Source organism: Pseudomonas sp. SST3, assembly GCF_003325755.1.
The window spans coordinates 43,443-64,763 of sequence record NZ_QORI02000012.1 but is presented as its reverse complement, the minus strand read 5'-3'; the positions used below and the strand labels follow the sequence as shown (position 1 = coordinate 64,763).

The window sequence follows — 21,321 nt, the reverse complement described above, 5'->3', positions numbered from 1 at the left end:
GTTCAAGGCAACCACGAGCTTGATGGTTCCGCCTGCGCATAAGTTGCCGCAACGGCACCGTAGGCACGCCACCCGTACTCCTGGCGAACCAAAACAGCGCCCGCTGGTACTGCCCTGCCCCGCAACCGAACCAAGGTTCTGCTGGACCGGCTCATCGATGGCGAACTGGACGGCGCGCACATGCTGTCCGGCCAGCCGATCGGCGCAACCATCGGTTTTGGTACCAAGAGCGAGATCATCACCGCCTTCACCATGGACTCAATAGCAATGCCATCACGATGTCCAACGCGATCTGAAAACAGATGAAGCCCCATGTGACGATGGTCGATGGCAAACCGCAGCATCCGGTCAAGGCCGATGCGCTCAAACCAGTGATCGAGCGGCTCAATGCCAGCGGGAAGTCGTTCAACCAGGGCATGGTGTTCCCGGTTTCAACGCACAACTACGAGCTGCGCTACTGGCTTGCCGCCGGCGCGCATTCATCCCGGCTACTACGCACCGAACGAGGGCTGTCCGCTGGATATGCAGATCCAGATGCGCTACCTCTGCGAGCGGCTGGCCGACCCGATTGGTGGAAAGACACTGGGCAACCTCATCGAGCATTTGGAGCGCAACCTGATCGATGCTCCGCGTATCAGCCTGGCGCCAGCCGAATGCTACGCACTGATCACGCCGATCATCGCCGAGCGCCTGCGGGGCATCCGCCATAGCATCGCCTGACACAGGTGCGATACGCGACATGCGGTAGTCATCAGCGGGCTGAATCTTGTTTGGGCCTGGCCGGTGGGCACGTAGAATCCGCGCCCGCCCATCGCGCCGCAACCAGCGCCCAGTACACGCCCAGTAACGAGAGCACCATGGCCCGCCTGACCCTGCAGTTTCCCGAAAACCAGTTCTGCTTCACCACCCAGCTCACCGTGCGCATTACCGATATCAACGCCGGCAATCATCTGGCCAACGACTCGATGATCTCGATGATTTCCGAAGCCCGCGCGCGCTTTCTGTTTGCCTACGGCATCGCCGAGACCAGTAAGGACGGCAGGGGGATCATCGTCACTGATCTGGCGACCACCTACAAAGCCGAAGCCCATGCGCGCGATGTGCTGCTGTTAGAAGTCGGCGTAATGGATTTCAACCGCTACGGTGGCGACATTACGTTCCGCATTACCCGTCCCGCCGACGACACGCTCATAGCCATGGCCAAGTCTGGCTTCGTTTTCTACAACTATCTGGACAAACGCGTCGTGCCGATGCCCGGCGAATTCGACGCGAAGTTCCCTAAGGTCAACCGCATCGCTTAAGGCGCCCCGATTCGACGCACCGTGCACCAGACCTGCACCTTTTTTACCTTCAGAACACGTCAGGTAATCAGCCAAGGCCGCAGAACAGCGTGGTTGCTTCTCTTGGCACAGCTTCTGCTTAGTGCACAACAGGTAGCCAAAGGCGGTTACTCATAGACATGACAAAGGCGTCGCGTTGCCCCGCTCGAAATGGCGGTGGCTTCGCGGCGCTTTTTTTTTGCCCCGCCACACCGAACCGGTTGGCGGTCACCGCATGCTCCGTCGCTCAACCTCGTGCGCCGGATGCGCTGTCAGTGAGGTGTCCATGCATACGAGTTTCTGGAAATCCGGCCATACGCCGACGCTGTTCTCCGCCTTTCTCTATTTCGATCTGAGTTTCATGGTCTGGTATGTGCTCGGCCCCATGGGCGTTCAGATCGCCGCAGACCTGGGTCTGACCACACAACAGCGTGCCTTCATGGTCGCCACACCCATTCTGTCCGGCGCAGTGCTGCGCCTGGTGCTGGGCATGCTCGCCGATCGCACCTCGCCGAAAACGGCTGGGCTGCTCGGCCAGATCGTGGTGATCGCCGCGTTGTTCGTCGCCTGGCTGCACGGCGTGCACAGCTATGAGCAGGCGCTGCTGCTCGGCCTGTTCCTCGGCATGGCCGGCGCCTCCTTCGCCGTGGCGCTGCCGCTGGCTTCGCAGTGGTATCCGCCGCAGCATCAGGGCAAGGCCATGGGGATCGCCGGCGCGGGCAACTCGGGCACCGTGTTCGCGGCACTCTTCGCACCGGTGCTGGCCACCATGTTCGGCTGGAGCAATGTGTTCGGCCTGGCGCTGATCCCGCTGATGCTGACGCTGATCATCTTCGCCACCTTCGCCAAGAACGCCCCCAACCGCCCTGCCCCGAAATCCTTCGCCGACTACATGAAAGCCCTAGGTGATCGTGACAGCTGGTGGTTCATGTTCTTCTACAGCGTGACCTTCGGCGGTTTCCTCGGGCTGGCCAGCACCCTGCCCGGCTACTTCCACGACCAGTACGCCTTCGACCCGGTCAAGGCCGGCTATTACACCGCCGCGTGCGTGTTCGCCGGCAGTCTGCTACGGCCGCTCGGCGGCGCGCTGGCCGACCGCATCGGTGGAATCCGTTCACTGCTGGTGATGTATACGGTCGCGGCCGCCTGCCTGTTCGTGGTTGGCTTCAACCTGTCGAGCTCGACGGCCGCACTGGCGCTGTTCGTCGTCGCCATGCTCAGCCTGGGTGCGGGCAACGGCGCGGTCTTCCAGCTGGTGCCACAACGCTTCAGCAAGGAGATCGGCGTGATGACTGGGCTGGTCGGCATGGCCGGCGGCATTGGCGGTTTCCTGCTGACCGCAGGCCTGGGTGCCGTCAAGCAAGCCACCGGCGATTACCAGATGGGCCTCTGGCTGTTCGCCAGCCTGGGTGCGCTGGCCTGGTTCGGCCTCTATGGTGTCAAGCGTCGCTGGAGAACCACCTGGGGCTCCGCGGCGATGACCGCCGCACGCGTCTGAGTTCGAATACGTTAGCCAGGAAAGCAGGCCATCAGGCCTGCCTTTGCCGTTCAATCACCCTATCGCGCTATCCGGAGTGTTGCCTTCATGCCTCTGCAGCTGTCGTTTGGCGAAGCCACCGCAACCGGCCCCCGGGAAGAAAATCAGGACGCGCTGCGGATCGTCACCCCGACACCGGGGCTTGCGGCGAGCAAGGGCGCATTGTTTGCCATTGCCGACGGCGTCAGCCAGTGCGCCGATGGCGGCCTCGCGGCACGGGCGACCCTGCAGGCTTTGGCCACCGACTACTACGCCACGCCTGAGACCTGGACCGTCGCGCAATCACTGGATCGGCTGCTGGTGGCGCACAATCGCTGGCTGCAGGCCAATGGTGGCGGGCAGCCGCTGCTGACCACCCTTACGGCGCTGGTGCTGCGCGGCCGCCGCTTCACGCTTGCCCATGTCGGCGACTGTCGTGCCTACCGCTGGTTCGACGGCGAGCTGCAGCGGCTCAGCGAAGACCACGTCTGGGAACAACCGAACATGCAGCACGTGCTCAAACGTGCCATGGGCCTGGACCAGCATCTGGTGGTGGACTACCTCGACGGCGAGCTGCGCCTCGGCGAAAGCTTCCTGCTGCTCAGCGACGGCGTCTGGACCAGCATTACCGAAGGCGACATTCAGAACATCCTGCGTGCCGAGCCCTATCTGTCCAACGCCGCCCGTGCGTTGGTCCACCTCGCGCATCAGACCGGCAGCCAGGACAATGCCAGCGCCCTCCTGCTGCGGGTCGAGGAACTACCGGAAACGGCGCTGGCCGACTCCCTCGCGCAACTGGCGGATTGGCCGTTACCACCCAAGTTGCGCCCCGGCCAGGTATTCGAAGGCTGGACCGTTGAAGCGCTGCTGGCCGAGTCGCGCCAATCACTGGTCTACCGCGTGCGTGACCAATCGGATCAGCCCTGGCTGCTCAAAACATTGTCCGCCAGCCGCGACGATGAACCTGAAGCCGGGCCGGCCTTGTTGCAAGAAGAATGGTTTCTGCGCCGCGTCGCCGGTCGCCATTTTCCCGAGACCCATGGCCTGCCGCAGCGACAGCACCTGTATTACGTCCAGCGGGAATACCACGGCCAAACCCTTGCGCAGCAATACAGCCAGCAGGGCCCGATGGCACTGACCGACTGGCTGCAGCTGGCCCCATGCCTGATCCGGGCGCTGGGCATGCTGCATCGGCGCAACATCCTGCACCGCGACATCAAGCCGGAGAATCTCCATCAGGGCGATGACGGCGAGCTGCGCCTGCTGGATTTCGGTCTCGCCTACTGCCCGGGCTTGTCCAGAGATCTGCCGCACCATCTTCCAGGTACGCCCAGCTATATCGCACCCGAAGCCTTTAGCGGTGCAGCGCCGAGCCGTGAGCAGGATCTCTACGCAGCGGGCGTCACGCTGTACTACCTGCTCACTGGCCACTACCCCTACGGCGAGGTCGAGGCCTTTCAGCGGCCCCGTTTCGGCACACCGGTGCCGGCCAGCCGTTATCGGCCAGACCTGCCCCCGTGGCTGGATGAAATGCTCAAGCGCGTCGTCGCGGGCGATCCGGCGCAGCGCTTCGAAACTGCGGAAGAATGGCTGCTGACCTTGGAACAGGGCGAGCGTCTGGCCAGCAGCGCGCCCCGGCTGCCGCTGCTTGAACGCGAGCCGCTGAAGGTCTGGCGCGGCCTCGCGCTGCTGTCGCTGCTACTGAATCTCGTGCTGCTGGTTTGGCTGGCCAGAGGCAGCTAGCGGATGGCAACCATCAGGGCCGAACGATCAGCCCCTGGCGCGCGACCCGTGTCAGCTCGCGCACGCAGTCATCGAGGCGTTCGCGGCTGGGCGCCTGGATCACCGCCAGGTCGAAACTGTCCGCTGCGAAATGCGCCAGCGATTCATCGGCACCGGTGAACTGAACGAGAAACGCCCGCGGCTTGCCCCAGCGCTTCGGCCAACCGTCCAGATAGCGCAACAGGGACGGTTGATGGCTGCCGCCAAGGAGGATTTTCGGATTGCTGCGAACCAGGCCACTGGTGATCGGGGCCAGGCGTAAAGGAGCGCGTTGCAGTGCATTCATTGGGAAAAGTCCCGCCTCGAGGATTCCGCTGGGCAGCGGTGGGAGGCGGCACCGAACCAGCGCTTTAGCGGTATTTCGAAGCCTTCGGCTCCAGGCGCCCCGCAAGTAGCTGACTAAATCGGCGCATGGGCGAAACAATAGAAAAGCGGCACAGGACCTGTCAACGCCCAATTCGAGCGACTCATGCCCTCAATTGCACCAGCGCAGCGCGGCGCGCTTCATATGGGTGCATAAACAGTCTCATCAGACGCTGCTGCCTCTTGTAAACGACTGAAAACAAAGGGCTTCGTGTTTGGCACAGCCTCTGCATTGTCAGGCTTACATCAAGCCGGGCCTTCAACGTGGAGGGCCGGGCTCCGAATACGGAAGGCAAGGACAAAGGCGTCCTCACTGGGAGATCAGTGGGACGCCTTTTTCGTTGTTGGATCTTTCAAGGGCATGGCCAGGCAGCGTTCAGCAAGCCGGCCCGGCGCGGAGAACGGCATGAAGAAACTCAAACTGGTGATGATTGGCAACGGCATGGCCGGGGTACGCACCCTGGAAGAGCTGCTCAAGCTCGCCCCCGAGCTTTACGACATCACGGTGTTCGGCGCCGAACCCCATCCGAACTACAACCGCATCCTGCTCTCACCCGTGTTGGCTGGCGAACAGACATTCGAAGAGATCGTGCTGAACGATCTCGACTGGTACGCCGAACACAACATCCGCCTGATGCTCAATCGCAAGGTCGTCGAGATCGACCGCGCCAAGCGCCGCGTGATCGCAGCCGACGGCAGCGAGGCCGAGTACGACCGCCTGCTCATCGCTACCGGTTCGAATCCGTTCATCCTGCCGATACCGGGCAATCAGCTCGACGGCGTGATCGGCTACCGTGACATCGCCGACACCACGGCGATGATGGACGCGGCCAGAACCCACAAGCACGCCGTGGTCATCGGTGGCGGCTTGTTGGGGCTGGAAGCGGCCAATGGTTTGAAGCTGCGCGGCATGGAGGTCACCGTGGTGCATATCGGCGATTGGCCGATGGAGCGCCAACTCGACAAGACCGCAGGCACCTTGCTGCAGCAGGCGCTGGAAGCGCGCGGGCTCGCCTTCAGAATGCAGAAGCAGACCGCCGAGCTAATCGGCAACGATCAGGGCCGGGTCCAGGCGGTGCGCTTCGCCGATAACGAGGCGATCGACGCCGATCTGGTAGTTATGGCCGCCGGTATTCGTCCCAAAAGCGAGCTGGCGGCGAACGCCGGAATTCCCTGTGATCGCGGCATTCTGGTCAACGATACGCTGCAGACCTACGACCCGCGCATCTACGCCGTCGGTGAGTGCGCCAACCATCGCGGAACGGCCTACGGCTTGGTGCCCCCCCTGTTCGAACAGGCCGAGGTTTGCGCCAACCATCTGGCAATGCTCGGTTTCTCGCGTTACCTCGGTTCGGTCACTTCAACCAAGCTCAAGGTCACGGGTATCGATCTGTTTTCCGCCGGCGATTTCATGGGTGGCGAAGGCACCGAAACCATCACCTTCTCCGACCCCATCGGCAGTGTGTACAAGAAACTGGTGATCAAGGACGACATTCTCGTCGGCGCCTGCCTCTACGGCGACACGGCCGACGCCGGCTGGTACTTCCGTCAGATTTGCGCGCATCGCGAGGTGGCGCGAATTCGCGACTACCTAATGTTCGGCCCTGCAAGTTACGGCGAACCAGCCATCGACGATGCCGGCCCGCAGCACCGAGGCAAGAGCGCGCAACGTTTGCCAACTCCGGCGAGCTGGATGGGAAGGCCGTCATTCACGTCACAACCTGGAGCGACCGCATGACCCAGGCGACCCAGACAACCGCCTCGATCTGCTGTTATTGCGGCGTCGGCTGCGGCGTGCTGATCGAACACAACGGAGAGCGAATCTTCAATGTCACCGGCGACCCGAACCACCCCGCCAACTTCGGCAAGCTGTGCAGCAAGGGCTCGACGCTGCACCTGACCGGCGACCTCGACGCCCGCGCACTCTATCCCGAGCTGCGCCTAGGCAAAAGGTTGGCCCGTACACGCGCAGACTGGGACAGCGCCCTGGATCATGCCGCCCATGTGTTCGCCGACACCATTGCCGAGCACGGCCCGGACAGCGTCGCCTTCTACATTTCCGGCCAGTTGCTGACAGAGGACTACTACGCATTCAACAAGCTGGCTCGCGCACTAGTCGGCACCAACAACATCGATTCGAATTCGCGCCTGTGCATGTCGTCCGCCGTGGTCGGTTACAAGCGCAGCCTCGGCGCCGACGCCCCACCCTGCAGCTACGAGGACATCGAGCAGAGCGACTGCCTGCTGATCGTCGGCAGCAACATGGCCTACGCCCATCCGGTGCTGTTCCGCCGCCTGGAAGAGGCCAAGGCGAAACGCCCGGAAATGAAGGTCATCGTTGTCGACCCTCGGCGCACCGACACCTGCGACCTGGCGGACCTGCACCTGGCGATCCTGCCGGGGACCGACGTTGCACTGTTCCACGGCGTCCTGCACATCCTGCTGTGGGAAGGCTGGATCGACCGCGCCTTCATCGACGCGCATACCGATGGATTCGACGAGCTCAAGCGCTTGGTGCGCGACTACAACCCGGCCATGGTGGGGGGCCTCTGCGGCATCGGCGTCGATGAATTGCAGACCACGGCCCGCCTCATCGGCACGTCGAACAGTTTCCTCTCGCTCTGGTGCATGGGCGTCAACCAGTCCACCGCCGGCAGCGCCAAGAACAGTGCCCTGATCAACCTGCACCTAGCGACCGGCCAGATCGGCAAGCCTGGTGCCGGCCCCTTCTCGCTGACCGGCCAGCCCAACGCCATGGGTGGGCGCGAAACCGGCAGCCTGTCCAACCTGCTGCCTGGCCACCGCGAGGCGGCCAACCCAGCCCACCGCGCCGAAGTCGCCGACTACTGGGGCGTGCCTGCCCTGCCGGACGCACCGGGGCTGTCAGCCATCGAACTGTTCGATGCCGTACGCAACGGCAAGGTCAAGGCGCTGTGGATCGCCTGCACGAATCCTGCGCAGTCCATGCCGGATCAGCAAAAGGTTCACGAAGCCCTAGCCGCCTGCCCTTTCGTGGTGGTGCAGGAAGCCTTCTCGACCACCGAGACCTGTCGCTACGCCGACCTACTGCTGCCAGCCGCCAGCTGGGGCGAGAAGGAAGGTACCGTGACCAACTCCGAGCGCCGCCTCAGTCACGTGCGCCCGGCCATTGCTGCGCCGGGCGAAGCGCGCGCCGACTGGTCGATTACCTGCGATTTCGCGCGCCGGCTGGAAAAGCGTCTGCGCCCGGGTCAGCCCAGCCTGTTCGCTTTCGACGCGCCGGCCAACTTGTTCGAGGAATACAAGCAGCTGACCCAGGGGCGCGACCTGGACCTGTCCGGACTCAGCCATGCGCTGATCGACCGCCTCGGCCCGCAGCAATGGCCCTTCCCGGCCGGCAGCCAGCAAGGCACGCCGCGGCTCTACGGCGATGGCGTGTTCCCCACCGACAATGGCCGCGCACGCTTTCTCGCCGAGCAGTACCAGACGCCAAAGGAGCAACGCGAGGCGCGCTTCCCGTTGACGCTGAACACCGGTCGCCTGCGTGATCACTGGCACGGCATGAGCCGCACCGGTACCGCCGCCCGCCTGTTCGGCCACGTCGAGGAAGCGCTGCTCGGCATGAGCGCCGACGACATGCGCCGTCGGCGGCTGCTCGACGGGCAGTTGGTCAAGGTCCGCAGCCGGCGCAGCGAGCTGCTGCTGCCGGTGCAGAAGGATGACAGCCTGCGGCCGGGTCAGGCCTTCCTGCCGATGCACTGGGGCGATCGGTTCCTCAAGGGCCTCGGTGTGAACAGCCTTACGCTGCCCGCCGTCGACCCGATCTCCAAACAACCCGAGCTCAAGCATGCTGGCGTCGAAGTGGAAAAAGTTGATCTGCCCTGGCAGTTTTTCGCGCTCGTCGAAGGCTCGGTGCAGAAGCGCTTCGAGGCCCTGCGCCCGCTGTTCGAAGGCTTCGCCTACGCCAGCTTCAGCCTGACCGGACGCGATCGCCCTGCCCTGGTTATCCGCGCCGCCTGTCACGAGGCGCCGAATGCGGTGCAACTGGCGCAGCTCGAAGCGCTGCTCGGCCTGGATGAGGGGCCGGTTCTGGTCTATGACGATCCACGCCGCGCGGTTGGCAAGCGGGTGCGGATCGAGGATGGCCGCATCGTCGCCCTCAGCCTGTCCGGCGAAACCGCTGCACGTGACTGGCTCAAGCAGCTCTGGCAGGACGGCAAGGCCGATCAGGCACTGCGCCCCTGGTTGCTGGCACCGCTGAGCACACCGCCCGGTGGCGAGGTGCGTGCGGCCAAGACCCTGTGCAACTGCATGAACGTTAGCCAGGACGCGATCTGCGCTGGCATCGAGCGGGGTCTCGACCTGGCTGGACTGAAGCGGGAGCTGAGCTGCGGTACCAGTTGCGGATCCTGCGTGCCGGAAATCACGCGGTTGTTGGTCAAGCAACCTGCTGTCGCTTGAAGAATTATTCGACAGGCGATGCACGACGCATTGCCGCCTGATCATCGCAGTACGAGGGGTAGAAACATGAGCGCAAAAGTCTGGCTGGTAGGCGCGGGCCCTGGCGACCCGGAGTTGCTTACGCTCAAGGCCGTGCGCGCCCTGGGCGAGGCACAGGTGGTGCTGATCGACGATCTGGTCAATCCCGCCGTGCTCGAACACTGCCCAAACGCGCGGGTGATTCCGGTGGGCAAGCGCGGCGGCTGCCGTTCCACCCCGCAAGCCTTCATCCACCGCCTGATGCTGCGCTACGCGCGTCAGCGCAAGTGCGTGGTACGCCTGAAGGGAGGCGACCCATGCATCTTCGGCCGCGGCGGCGAAGAGGCTGAATGGCTCACCGATCGCGGTATCGAGGTGGAAATGGTCAACGGCATCACCGCAGGCCTGGCCGGCGCCACCCAGTGCGGTATTTCACTGACCCAGCGCGGCGTCGCCCGCGGCGTGACCCTGGTTACCGCGCATACGCTCGATGGTAGCGGCCCCGAGTGGCGCTCGTTGGCTAAAACCGGCACCACGCTGGTCGTTTACATGGGGGTTAGCAGCCTGCAGCAGGTTCAGACCGGGCTGATCGAGGGTGGCCTGTCGGCGAGCACTCCGGTGGCGATGATCGAGAACGCCTCGCTGCCGCAACAGCGCGAATGCCGCTCGGCCCTGGGCGTCATGCGCGAAGCCGCCGTTACATTCAAGCTCAAGAGCCCGGCGATTCTGGTGATTGGTGAAGTGGCGGCGCAAACCGTTACGCAGGTGCTGAGCCAGATTGCGTGATAGGTAGGAGCTGATACGTTAGCCAGATAGTCGAAGCTGACGCTGACATTCAGCACGTAGGGGCTCATATCACCGAACAGTCCTACCGGGGAACGGTGGGCTGAAGCCCACCCTACTCTGAGGTTCCAGTCGCGAATGCCCAGCAGGCGTGACCCAAAGGTAGGGTGGGCTTCAGCCCACCAGACAGCCCGAGGTGACGACGTGATAGCAGACTCCGCCCCAGCGCTAGCTACTAAAACCCCGCTTTGCAGGGTTTTAGTTTAGCGCTTGGCTGTGTCACGCCTTCTGCCGCAGCTTCTCCGGCTTGATCAGGAAGCGAGCCAGAGCCGGCAGCAGCCAGATCGCGCCCACCATGTTCCAGAGGAACATGAAGGTCAGCATAAGGCCCATGTCGGCTTGGAACTTGATCGCCGAGAACACCCAGGTGAACACGCCGATCGCCAGGCAGACACCGGTGAAGATCACGGCCTTGCCGGTCGTCTTCAGGGTCTGGTAATAGGCTTCCTGCAGCGTCAGCCCCTGGCGCAGGAAGGATTCCAGACGGCTATAGATGTAGATGCCGTAATCGACACCGATGCCCACTCCCAATGCGATCACCGGCAGCGTCGCCACTTTCACGCCGATGCCCATGAAGGCCATCAACGCGTTGCCAAGGATGGACGTCAGTACCAGCGGCAGGATCACGCAGAGCGTCGCCGCGACGGAGCGGAAGGTCAGCAGGCACATGAAACTCACCGCGGCATAGACCGCAATCAGCATGGTGGTTTCGGACGCACCGATGACTTCGTTGGTCGCCGCTTCGATACCAGCATTACCGGCGGCCAATACGAATTCCAGCCCTTCGCGGTTATTTTCCTCGGCGAACTCACGCGCCGCGGAAACGACATGCTCCAGCGTCTCGGCCTTGTGATCGTTAAGGAACACGAGCACAGGTGCCAGCGAGCAATCACTGTTGTACATGCCTTCGGCACGGGCAATGGAGCTGTTGAGCACGAACTGGTTACGCGACAGCGTTTCCCACTTCAGACTGCCCTCGTTCATGCCCTTGATGCTCTGGCGGGCGACGGTGACCATCGAAACCGCCGATTGCACGCCCTCGGTGTTTTCCATCTTCCACATCAGCTCGTCCATGGCGGCGAGCGTGTCGTAGTGGGCACAACCTTCAGGCGCGGTCTTGACCATCACCACCAGCACGTCGGAGCTGGTTGAGTAGTTGCGGATCACGAAATCGTTGTCGAGGTTGTAGCGCGAGTCCGGATGGAGTTCTGGAGCGCCCTGATCGAGATCGCCGATCTTCAGATTCTGGCCGTACCAGAGGCCACCACCCACCGCCAGCAACGCGATGACGATGGAGATCGGTGCGACCACCGGATTGGCGAAGTTAGACAGCAGGCGCCAGAACGGATGGTTGCGAGCCGCTTCTTCGCGGGCCTGCTTGATCGCGCGCTGGCTGATACCCATATAGGAAATCGCCACCGGCAGCAGAATCAGGTTGGTCAGGATGATCACCGCCACGCCCAACGACGCGCCGATGGCCAGCTCACGGATCACCCCGATATCGATCAGCAGCAGGGTCACGAAACCGACCGCGTCAGAGGCCAGCGCCACCATGCCGGGGATGAACAGCTGACGGAACGCCATGCGCGCCGCCGCCAGCGGATCATCGGTTTCGCCCGAGGCCATGGCGATGCCATTGATCTTCTGCACGCCGTGGGAAATGCCGATGGCGAACACCAGGAACGGCACCAGCATCGAATAAGGGTCGAGGCCGAAGCCCAGGGTATGCAACAGACCGAGCTGCCAGGCAACGGCGATTAGCGTGGTGACCACCACCGCGATGGTGCTTTTGAAGCAGCGTGTGAACCACAGCAGCAGCGCCAGGGTGATGCCAATGGCGACGAAGAAGAACAGCGCAACCCCGACCAGGCCATCGATCAGGTCACCGACTTTCTTGGCGAAGCCGATGATGTGGATCTCCACATTCGGGTTCTGGGCCTCGTACTTGTCGCGAATCTTTTCTTCCAGCTCGTGGGAGAACTGCTGGTAGTCGAGCTTGACCTGCTTGCTGCGATCGTCCGGGTCCGAATAGGACTCCATCAGCGGCACATCGATGATGCTCGACTTGAAATCGTTCGCGACCAGACGCCCGATCTGGCCGGACTTGAGGATATTGCTACGCAGATCGTCGAGGCTTTCTGGCGACCCGTCATAGGTCTGCGGAATCACCTCACCGCCGGCGAAGCCCTGCTCCGTCACCTCGGTCCAGCGGACGCTTGGGCTCCACAGCGACTTCATGTTGGAGCGGTCGACGCCCTGGATGTAGAACACCTCGTCATGGATCTGACGCAGCGTTTCCATGTACTCCTTGGAGAAGATGTCGCCATCCTTCGCCGCCACGGAGATCCGCACCGTGTTGCCCAGGTTGGCAAGGTCGTCACGGTGCTCGAGCATGTTCTGAATGTAAGGGTGCCCCAGCGGGATCATCTTTTCGAAACTGGTCGAAGGACGAACCTGGGCAGCCTGGTAGAAGAGAAATACGCTGATCAACAGGCAGAGGAGGATCACTGCCGGTCGATTATTGAATATCAGGCGCTCAAGGAAGGACGCCGGTTTCTGTTGATGCTTGCTCATGTTGGCTCCGGCTTATTGTTGTTTTACAGGCAGGTTCGCGCCGCTCGGCGAAACGACCCTGACGCCGCTCTGTCCGACCAGTACCAGATTGCCGTCCTGGTTGGCGACGACGCCGGAAAGCGAGCGCCGATCCGGGCGGCTGAACAGTTTGAAACTCCGCCCCTTGTCGTCGCTGCTGAGCACGGTACCGCCATGGCCGACCACGACGATGCGACCATCCGGTAGCAGGCTGCCATCAGCCAGACCCGTTTCGAGGGCGTCGCCATCGTCGAGCAGCTCGATCGGCTGCCAGCTGTCGCCGAAATCGGTGGAGCGGAACAGGTTGCCACGCAGGCCGAACGCCACCACGACGCCGGGTTCGCTGCCACCCACAACGCCGAAGAACGATCCTTGATAGGGCGATTCGACTCGCTCCCAGGTTTCGCCCATGTCGGCGGAACGGAACATGCCGCCCATCTCGCCGACGACAAACAGGCCGGAGCCTTTGATCTCGGCGATGGCGTTCAGGTGGGAGCCGTCTTCGTTGTCGAGTCGATCAGCAACGTCTTCCCAGTTCTGCCCGTCAGTGGTTTCCAACAGCACCCCGTAGGCGCCGGTGGCGAAGCCATGCTGCGGATTCTCGAACCAGACGTCGAGCAACGGTACTTCGCCTTCGCGATTTTCGTACTGCCGTGTCCAGGTCTCGCCGCCGTCGTCCGTGGCCAGGATCAGTGCGTCGTGACCAACCGCCCAGCCATGTTTGTCATCGACGAAATACACGGCAGTAAGCAACTGGCGAGTCGGTACCTTGGCCTGAACCCAGGTATTGCCGTCATCATCGGAGTAAAGGATATGTCCGCGATCCCCAACCACGACCAGGCGCTTGCCAGCATGCGCGACGTCGAGCATGAGCGTGGATGCGGCCTTGTTCGATTCAATCGAATAGCGGATAGCTGGCTCGCCAGCGCTTTGGGCATGAGCGGGAGCAACAGCGAGCAACAGGATGGAGAGAACACTGCAGAGCGAGAGCGTTCTGGCCAGTGGCGAATGGCTGAATCTCGGCTTGCGGAGCGTTTTGACCGCACAGCCGAATCGGGTGCGCCACATGACGGGCTCACTCATACATACCCCCTTTATTCTTATTAGGTAAGGCCTGCGTTTGGTACCAGGCTGGGCCATGCTATAGGGCTTTCGAAAGCGGCCGCAATTAGCGGGACGTTATGTTTTGTTAAGCCGCGTCGACTGATGTCAGGCCATAAACAGGCCTTATGGCATAGCACTTCGGAGCACCGTTGGTAGCCCTGAAAAGCCCGTCATCGGCCAGTACGCCAAAAAAACAGTTCCCGCGGCTGGGCGCGGGAATTGTTTGGGGCCGATTGGCCGGGTTGAAAAGCGAATCGAAGGTTAGGCCAGGCTTTTGCTAACCACTTCGTAAACATCGCTGGACAGCTCACCCGAGGCCAGAATCCGCTCCAGCTCAGCCTTCATCAGGCCTTGGCGGCTGGCATCGTACTTTCGCCAGCGGGTCAGCGGTGCCAGCAGGCGCGAGGCGATCTGCGGATTGAGGGTATTCAGCACGATCACCTGATCAGCCAGGAAGTGATAGCCAGCACCGTCCGCGCGATGGAAGTTGATCAGGTTCTGGTTGGCAAAGGCGCCAATCAATGCGCGCACCTTGTTCGGGTTCTTCAGCGTGAATGCCGGATGCTGCATCAGGTGCTGGACACGCTCCAGCCCGCCCGGTTGTGTATTGCCAGCCTGCACGCTGAACCACTGATCCATCACCAGTGGGTTGTCCTTGAAATGCTCGGCAAAGGCTTCGAGTGCCTTGTCGCGCTCGGCTTCGAAACCGGAGTTAACCAGCACGGCCAGCGCCGTCAGACGCTCGGTCATGTTGTCAGCCTGCTCGAACTGTTCGACGCAGGCGGTGACCACGTCCGGCTTGCCGCTGAGCATCAGGTAGGACAGCGCGATATTTTGCAGCGCACGGCGGGCGAAGTGCCCGGCCTCGGCGACGTAAGGCGTCTGCCGGGAAACGTCGCGATTGGCCTGATAACGCTTCCAGAGCAGATCGAACAGCTCCGTGGCGATGCGCTCTCGGGCAAAATCGCGTGCCGCGTGGATGGCATCGACATCAGCCACATTGCTGATTTCAGTGAGGTAGGCTTCACTGGGCAGCGCGAGCATCTCCGAAACCATGGCCGGATCAAGGGACTCATCCTGCAACAGGCTGCGCAGCGCCTCTAGCAGACGTTGATCCAACTGCAATGCTTCGCCGCGCTGATGCTGGCCAATCATCTCCTGCAACACCTGGACCGACAGCTGCTGCCCCGCCTCCCAGCGGTTGAACCCGTCGGAATCGTGCTGCATCAGGAACATCAGCTGATCACGGCTGTAGGGGAAGTCCAGCTTCACCGGCGCGGAGAAACCACGCAGCAGCGAAGGCAATGGTTGCTCCGGCACATCGACAAAGGTGAAGGTCTGCTCAGGCTGGTCAACGGCCAGCACGCGCGTGGAGCCAACCGCAGCGTCCTCACCCTGCAGGCGTAGTGCAATTTCGTTGCCCTGCCCATCCAGCAGGCCTAGCGAAACCGGGATGACGAACGCCAGCTTCTCGCTTTGCCCCGGCGTTGGCGGGCAGCTCTGGCGGAATGTCAGGTTGTAGGTCTTTGCGGCGGCGTCGTACTGCTCACTGACAGCCAAGCGCGGCGTGCCCGCCTGGCTATACCAGCGTTTGAACTGGGTCAGGTCAGCGCCGTTGGCGTCTTCCATGGCCTTGACGAAATCGTCGACGGTCACCGCCTGCCCATCATGCCGTTCGAAATAGAGGTCGCTGCCCTTGCGGAAGCCCTCCTCACCCAGCAGCGTCTGGATCATGCGCACCACTTCGGCCCCCTTCTCATACACGGTCAGGGTGTAAAAGTTGGAGATTTCGATAAAGGATTCCGGGCGCACCGAGTGAGCCATCGGGCCGGCATCCTCGGCAAATTGGTGGGTGCGCAGATAGGATACGTCCTCGATGCGTTTGACCGTCGGCGAGTTCATATCGGCGCTGAACTGCGAGTCGCGGAACACGGTGAAGCCTTCCTTCAACGACAGCTGAAACCAGTCGCGGCAGGTAACCCGATTGCCCGACCAGTTGTGAAAATACTCGTGGGCGACGATCGCCTCGACGCGCTGATGAGCCGCATCAGTTGCGGTCTCGGCGCGCGCCAGCACGGCGCTGGAGTTGAAAATATTGAGGCCCTTGTTCTCCATGGCGCCCATGTTGAAGTCGTTCACCGCAACGATCATGAAGATGTCCAGGTCGTACTCGCGACCATAGGCTTGCTCGTCCCACTTCATCGACTTCTTCAAGCTGTCCATGGCGTGCTGGCATTTGTCGATATTCTCCGGCTCGACGTAAATGCGCAGCGCCACGTCGCGACCGCTCATGGTGGTGAAGCTGTCCTCGACGCACCAGAGGTCGCCCGCCACCAGCGCGAAAAGATAGGCCGGCTTCTTGAACGGATCTTCCCAGGTCACCCAGTGACGGCCGTCGTCTTCTTCGCCACTGGCTAGCGGGTTGCCGTTGGACAGCAGGATCGGATAGGCCTGCTTGTCGGCGCTGACCGTGGTGGTGAACTTGCTCATCACGTCCGGGCGGTCGAGGTAATAGGTGATCTTGCGGAAGCCCTCGGCCTCGCACTGGGTACAGAACATACTGCCGGACTTGTACAGGCCCTCCAGTGCGGTATTGCTCTCGGGGTGGATGACCACGGTGCTGTCAAGGGTAAAGCTGGGGCTGTCGGGCTGCAGCGTCAGGCTTTCCTCCGCAACGGCATAATCGCCAAGGCCGAGCTGCCGGTCATTGAGCGACAGCGACAGCAGCTCCAGATCCTGACCATGCAATTCGAGCGGTGGCAGCCCGGCGCCAGCGTCCGGGTTGCGGCGCATCACCAGTTGCGCATGGACCAGCGTGCGGTCCTCGTAGAGTTCGAAGGTCAGATGGGTTTCATCGATCAGGTACTCAGGCGCCTGGTAGTCCTTGAGATGAATGACTTTCGGTTGTTCTGTACGCATCTGGTAGGCCTCTTCGCGGCAGCTCAAGCAGCGAGCTTGAAGCTGCAGGTGAATTCCGATGGTTCCTACGCTCCCGCGTGGGAACCCATTACTGGACACTCTGCGTCCTTGAGACGCTGAGCGTCTCGCGCTGCGTTACCGCGCGGAGCGTGGGAATGATCATTAAGCGTGATCCACCCTACCCCCAATGGCGACACGCCTGAAGCTTATGGCGTGCTGCTTGCGGCAATTTGGTAAGACGTGAACTTGCGGATGTTGATCACGCCCGTATCGAGGATCAGGTATTGACCCTTGATGCCGCGCAGGGTGCCTTCGACCACCGGCGTCTTTTCCAGATCGAGGCTGACGATCTTGGTTGGATAGGCATCGACCGGATAACGAATCTCCAGCACTTCGGTGTCCGCCACTGGCTGAATTGCTTGCAACCCGTAGCGGTGTTGCAAGGCATGCAGCCCATCGGCACAGGCATCGAAGATTTTCTCGCGTATCTCGATCAGATCAAGCGGTTCGGCATCGCCCTTCAGCAAAGCGCGCCAATTGGTCCGGTCGGCCACCTGGCTGCGCAACAGGTCTTCGACCATACCCGACTGCTGGCGGGTGGCGACGCGCATGATAGGCAACGCCTGGCTCGCGCCCTGATCGAGCCAGCGAGTCGGCAATTGCGTCGCGCGGGTGATGCCCACTTTGATGCCCGACGAGTTGGCCAGGTAGACCACATGATCGGTCATGCAGAAGTCCATACCCCACTGCGGGTCCCGACAGGTGCCGAAATCGTGGTGGCACTTCTCGGGACTCATGATGCAGATGTCGCATTGCGGCAGCTTCTTGAAGCAGGGGTAGCAATAGCCCTGACTGAAGCTCTTGTTGGTCTTGCGACCGCAGTGGCTGCAATGGATGGCGCCAAGGTATTCCAGCCGCAGCGTCTTGCCGATCAGTGGATTGACCGGCACCAGCTGGTCATTCAGACGGAATGAATACTGTGCCTGCTCGCCTAGCTGAATCGACATTTTGCTCAGGGCGCCGCGTCCTAGTTCAAGCATTAGGGTCTGCTCCCGCTTCGTCGCGAGCCGCGTTGCAGCGTCAAATTGCGCCAGGCAAGGCGCGGGACGCAGGTAATGGTCACTCCCTTGCCAAGTCCCGCAACGCCGCATGGCGCGATTTGACGCGCAACCCGCAGGGCCGGGCCAGTTTTTGCGTGGTGCTGCGTTATTCGTCGTTTATTTGAAATAACCAAACTTCTCTCCTCATGCCTTGCCCCGCGCAAAAACTGGCTCCGGCGCGGCCGCGAACGAAACGGGAGCAGACCCTTAGTGCCGCGTTCCGGAAGCCGGTGCGAACAGGCTGGTATCGATAGGCGCCTTGTTTTTGCTTTTGGAGGCGCATTCCTGACCGCCCATGTAGCCGGTGCGCTCCTCTTCCGGCAGGTTCTGGATTTCCCAGGCGATCATCGCACCGAGGCAGATTTCCTTCTGCTCGGGGGTCAGCTTGCGACCGTCGCTCCACTTGCCCAGTTCGACGGCGGTTTTCAGGTTTTCGTAGATTTCGGGGGTGATGTTTTCGATGGCTTCGATAAAGGACGACATGGCCGGCTCCCGGTGAACAAGCGCGCATTCTAACGGAAGACGCCGCTATAAGCCGCAAGCTTCAATTGCAAGAAAAGCCCTGAGGTCTTCCGTAAAGGCGGCGTGCTGTCGCTTGCGGTTCGACGCCTGGCTCTAGCCCCTTCTCGCCAGTAGCCCACCGATGATGCCAGTGACGCAGCCAGCGATCAGTCCACCGACATGGGCGGCGTTGGCGATAGCAAGAGCGCCGAAACTGAGCACCTCGATCACGCCAGTCAGACACACCACCAACCAGATCAGCATCAGCACCACCACTCCGGGCGGGAGGCGGTAAGCCTCGTCCGGCGACAGCTTCTGAAACAACCAGCAATGACCCAGCAGCCCATAGAGTACGCCGGACAGGCCACCGAAGATGCCAGGCCCACCGAAGATGTATTGCGACAGGTTGGAGACCGCGCCGAAAAGCAATGTGAATCCGAGCAGCATCAAGGCGCCCTGGCGATACTCGATGCGCCGACCAAGCTCCCAGTACCACATTGAATTCATTGCCAGATGAAGAAAACCGAAGTGGACGAAGATCGGTGTGATCAACCGCCACCACTGCCCTTCTGCCAGGGTCTGTTCGAGGGTCGCGAAATAGGCATACTCGCCGTCGATGCGGAAGTCGCTGAAGCTGAACCAGCGGATGGTGTCGAAATTCTCGCCAAGCATGGTGATCGCAGCGGCTACCAGCGTCAGCAGCAATACCGCCGCGGTCAGCGGACTGCGGCGCAGGCTCGCTACGAACCCCGCGCCGCGACGTGCTGGTTGCTCGGCTATCACCGCCCCGTCCCCTTGCGGGTAGCGCTGATAGAGCTCGCGCACCTGCTCGGCCGTCTCCTCTGGCACACGCAGCACCTGCTGACCCGCCTCCTCGGATACCCGACAAGGCACCCGCAGGCGCTGCAGCAACGCGATGAAACCGCTCAGATCCTCTGACAATGGCAGGCGCAACGCCTCTACTACGGCCATCTAACGCTCCACATTCACCCAGACGAACTTCGCCGGGTCGAGTCGGGTTTCCTGGTCGAGCCGGTAAGCAACCAGCTTGCCGAACTTCACCGCACTGTAATCCAGGCAGGCCAGGTTGTGGCGTATCGGTGCGGGTTCACCGCTACGCCAGTAATGCCCGACGAACAACAACGGGTCGTCAGGGCCATAGAGGAACAGGCGACTCTTCTGACTATCGCTGAGCGGCAGACGCGCCGCTTTTTCTGGCAGACCGTCGGGCTGAAACACGATATCGCCGTAAGTCTTGGGGTTCTCTTCCCAGAACTTGGTGCGGAAGAAGCTGCGGGTAAATCCCTCGGCGCTCGTCAGTGTCAGGCCCTCCGGCAGCGGCATGTCTGTGCCACGCAGGAGACGATCCAGCGCCTTGGCAGCAAACCCTTCGGAAAACGCCGCGTCACAAAGAAATTCCGGATCAACCCGCCCCTGGTTCAAGCGCTGGCGCAGCTGGTCAATCACGGCGTTGTCCCAACAGGCATGCACCACGCGGAAACGCTCATTCTGCAGAAACAGCGGCAGCTCCATGAACCACTCGCGGAACGCCTGCCATTCAGCCGGATAGTGCTCGAACTGTTGGAAGGTCTGCTGCAGCAGCATTTCATAGCGCGGTGTGTGTTCGCGGACAAAGGTCTTGCCGCTCTCTGGTGGGGCTGGCGTGTACCAGCCCAGCGCATTGAATTCATGATTGCCCATGATGCAGTAGGCCTGGTTCGCCTCGACCATGTCGTGCACCAGATGCAGCGCTTCGCGGATGCGCGGACCGCGGTCGATGATGTCGCCGAGAAAGATCACCTGCCGCCGAGCGTGCTGCCAGACGCCGTTTCGCTGGCGATAGCCGAGCTGGTCGAGCAGGCGTACCAGGGTAAGGGCGCAACCGTGCACGTCTCCGATGAGATCGTAGCTGCGCTCCGGATCAACGATCACTATTCCCCTCCACCGAGGCGACTACCCCAGCCAAGCTTGGTACGGCAGACCTCGTAATAATTGTGGTCGAGTGGGTGGATCAGGTGCAGCTTCTGTGGCTTCTTGCGCACCGTGACGGTATCGCCCGGCGCACAGGTGAAATGATTCTGGCCGTCACACGAGACTTGCGGATAGATCTGCATGTTCGGCGAGACCACGATTTTCAGTTCGCTATTGCCATCCACCACGATCGGCCGGCTGGACAAGGTATGGGGATACATTGGCACGATGACGAGGGCATCCAGACGCGGATGCATGATCGGCCCGCCGGCGGAAAGCGAGTAGGCCGTGGAGCCTGTCGGCGTCGCCACGATCAGCCCGTCGGCTTTCTGACTGCAGACGAACTGGCCGTCGATATACAGCTCGAACTCGATCATCCGCGTCGACTTCCCCGGATGCAGCACTACGTCGTTGAGCGCATCGCCTTCCCCGATGGACTCCTCGAAACGCCGTACCTGCGCTTCGAGCAGGAAGCGATTCTCCAGCGTGTACTGGCCACTGAGTACCTCGGCGACCTTCTCCTCCAGCTCATCCGGGCGGATGTCGGTGAGGAAGCCCAGGCTGCCACGGTTGATCCCCAGCACCGGCACACGATGCCTGGCCATCGCCCGCGCAGCACCGAGCAGACTGCCATCACCGCCCACTACGATCACCAGATCGCAAGACTCGCCCAGCCTTTGCCGTGACGAGGTCTGCATGCCATGGCCCGGCAGCACCTCGGCGATGTTCTCTTCGAGAATGACATGCAAATGACGCGCTACGAGGAATCTTTTCAACCGGCGGATGGTATCCAGCACCTGGGAACTGCCCAGGCGACCGATGATGCCGATATTGCGGAACTGATCCATTGAAG

The 21,321-nt window shown here is 61.9% G+C and carries 18 protein-coding genes and 1 pseudogene; 9 read left to right on the top strand and 10 right to left on the bottom strand.

The features are described from left to right. Positions 1 to 180: 180 nt before the first annotated feature. The gene (locus tag DQ405_RS28295) at positions 181 to 306 is read left to right on the top strand and encodes a hypothetical protein (protein ID WP_342030419.1); all 126 of its coding nucleotides are present in this window, start codon (positions 181 to 183) and stop codon (positions 304 to 306) included. Here the strand turns inward: DQ405_RS28295 and DQ405_RS28290 are convergent. After that, positions 248 to 418, bottom strand: coding sequence for a hypothetical protein (locus DQ405_RS28290; protein WP_342030422.1), 171 nt, complete (start codon positions 416 to 418; stop codon positions 248 to 250). The two genes, DQ405_RS28295 and DQ405_RS28290, sit on opposite strands and share 59 nt — an antisense overlap. On the opposite strand from DQ405_RS28290, the gene DQ405_RS28285 reads away from it, so the two are divergent. From DQ405_RS28285 to DQ405_RS14000, 4 genes are all read left to right on the top strand, one after another. Then, complete coding sequence (locus DQ405_RS28285; RefSeq protein ID WP_342030421.1) at positions 372 to 710, top strand: ABC transporter substrate-binding protein; 339 nt, start codon at positions 372 to 374, stop codon at positions 708 to 710. The two genes, DQ405_RS28290 and DQ405_RS28285, sit on opposite strands and share 47 nt — an antisense overlap. A gap of 147 nt (positions 711 to 857) precedes the next feature. Beyond that, entirely contained in the window at positions 858 to 1,301 is a 444-nt protein-coding gene (locus tag DQ405_RS14010) for a thioesterase family protein (RefSeq protein WP_168424791.1), read from the top strand. Positions 1,302 to 1,605: 304 nt separating this feature from the next. Then, entirely contained in the window at positions 1,606 to 2,817 is a 1,212-nt protein-coding gene (locus DQ405_RS14005) for a nitrate/nitrite transporter (RefSeq protein WP_168424790.1), read from the top strand. 87 nt (positions 2,818 to 2,904) lie between these two features. Continuing rightward, positions 2,905 to 4,578, top strand: a complete 1,674-nt coding sequence (locus DQ405_RS14000) for a bifunctional protein-serine/threonine kinase/phosphatase (protein ID WP_168424789.1) — start codon at positions 2,905 to 2,907, stop codon at positions 4,576 to 4,578. A 13-nt stretch (positions 4,579 to 4,591) separates the two neighbouring features. Here the strand turns inward: DQ405_RS14000 and DQ405_RS13995 are convergent, their stop codons facing one another. Continuing rightward, on the bottom strand, positions 4,592 to 4,903 hold the full coding sequence (locus DQ405_RS13995; protein WP_168424788.1) for a class I SAM-dependent methyltransferase: 312 nt from the start codon (positions 4,901 to 4,903) through the stop codon (positions 4,592 to 4,594). Positions 4,904 to 5,386: 483 nt separating this feature from the next. Between DQ405_RS13995 and DQ405_RS13990 the strand changes: the two are divergent. From DQ405_RS13990 to cobA, 3 genes and pseudogenes are all read left to right on the top strand, one after another. Next, positions 5,387 to 6,679 (top strand): annotated as a pseudogene (locus DQ405_RS13990) (NAD(P)/FAD-dependent oxidoreductase); the annotation flags it as partial. Positions 6,680 to 6,714: 35 nt separating this feature from the next. Then, entirely contained in the window at positions 6,715 to 9,420 is a 2,706-nt protein-coding gene (locus tag DQ405_RS13985; protein ID WP_168424786.1) for a nitrate reductase, read from the top strand. A 66-nt stretch (positions 9,421 to 9,486) separates the two neighbouring features. Beyond that, complete coding sequence (cobA, locus tag DQ405_RS13980; protein WP_168424785.1) at positions 9,487 to 10,224, top strand: uroporphyrinogen-III C-methyltransferase; 738 nt, start codon at positions 9,487 to 9,489, stop codon at positions 10,222 to 10,224. A 276-nt stretch (positions 10,225 to 10,500) separates the two neighbouring features. On the opposite strand, the gene DQ405_RS13975 is transcribed toward cobA, so the two are convergent. From DQ405_RS13975 to DQ405_RS13960, 4 genes are all read right to left on the bottom strand, one after another. Next, complete coding sequence (locus DQ405_RS13975; RefSeq protein WP_168424784.1) at positions 10,501 to 12,855, bottom strand: efflux RND transporter permease subunit; 2,355 nt, start codon at positions 12,853 to 12,855, stop codon at positions 10,501 to 10,503. A 12-nt stretch (positions 12,856 to 12,867) separates the two neighbouring features. Next, entirely contained in the window at positions 12,868 to 13,956 is a 1,089-nt protein-coding gene (locus DQ405_RS13970; protein WP_168424783.1) for a YCF48-related protein, read from the bottom strand. A 282-nt stretch (positions 13,957 to 14,238) separates the two neighbouring features. After that, positions 14,239 to 16,896 (bottom strand): aminopeptidase N, encoded by a 2,658-nt coding sequence (pepN, locus tag DQ405_RS13965; RefSeq protein WP_168424782.1) that lies wholly within the window; start codon positions 16,894 to 16,896, stop codon positions 14,239 to 14,241. 206 nt (positions 16,897 to 17,102) lie between these two features. Then, positions 17,103 to 17,936 (bottom strand): DUF2797 domain-containing protein, encoded by an 834-nt coding sequence (locus tag DQ405_RS13960; RefSeq protein ID WP_168424781.1) that lies wholly within the window; start codon positions 17,934 to 17,936, stop codon positions 17,103 to 17,105. A 32-nt stretch (positions 17,937 to 17,968) separates the two neighbouring features. Here DQ405_RS13960 and DQ405_RS13955 point away from each other — a divergent pair, with 32 nt between their 5' ends. Beyond that, on the top strand, positions 17,969 to 18,121 hold the full coding sequence (locus DQ405_RS13955) for a hypothetical protein (RefSeq protein ID WP_168424780.1): 153 nt from the start codon (positions 17,969 to 17,971) through the stop codon (positions 18,119 to 18,121). Positions 18,122 to 18,203: 82 nt separating this feature from the next. On the opposite strand, the gene DQ405_RS13950 is transcribed toward DQ405_RS13955, so the two are convergent. The 4 genes from DQ405_RS13950 to DQ405_RS13935 form a co-directional block, all read right to left on the bottom strand. After that, positions 18,204 to 18,479 carry a YeaC family protein gene (locus DQ405_RS13950; RefSeq protein ID WP_168424779.1) on the bottom strand — a complete coding sequence of 92 codons (276 nt, stop codon included), beginning with the start codon at positions 18,477 to 18,479 and terminating at the stop codon, positions 18,204 to 18,206. Between the two features lie 132 nt (positions 18,480 to 18,611). Then, positions 18,612 to 19,469 carry a rhomboid family intramembrane serine protease gene (locus DQ405_RS13945; protein WP_168424778.1) on the bottom strand — a complete coding sequence of 286 codons (858 nt, stop codon included), beginning with the start codon at positions 19,467 to 19,469 and terminating at the stop codon, positions 18,612 to 18,614. After that, positions 19,470 to 20,429, bottom strand: a complete 960-nt coding sequence (locus DQ405_RS13940) for a metallophosphoesterase (protein WP_168424777.1) — start codon at positions 20,427 to 20,429, stop codon at positions 19,470 to 19,472. Next, positions 20,429 to 21,316, bottom strand: coding sequence for an NAD(+) kinase (locus DQ405_RS13935; RefSeq protein WP_168424776.1), 888 nt, complete (start codon positions 21,314 to 21,316; stop codon positions 20,429 to 20,431). Before DQ405_RS13935 ends, DQ405_RS13940 begins: the two co-directional genes overlap by 1 nt. Between the last annotated feature and the right edge of the window lie 5 nt (positions 21,317 to 21,321).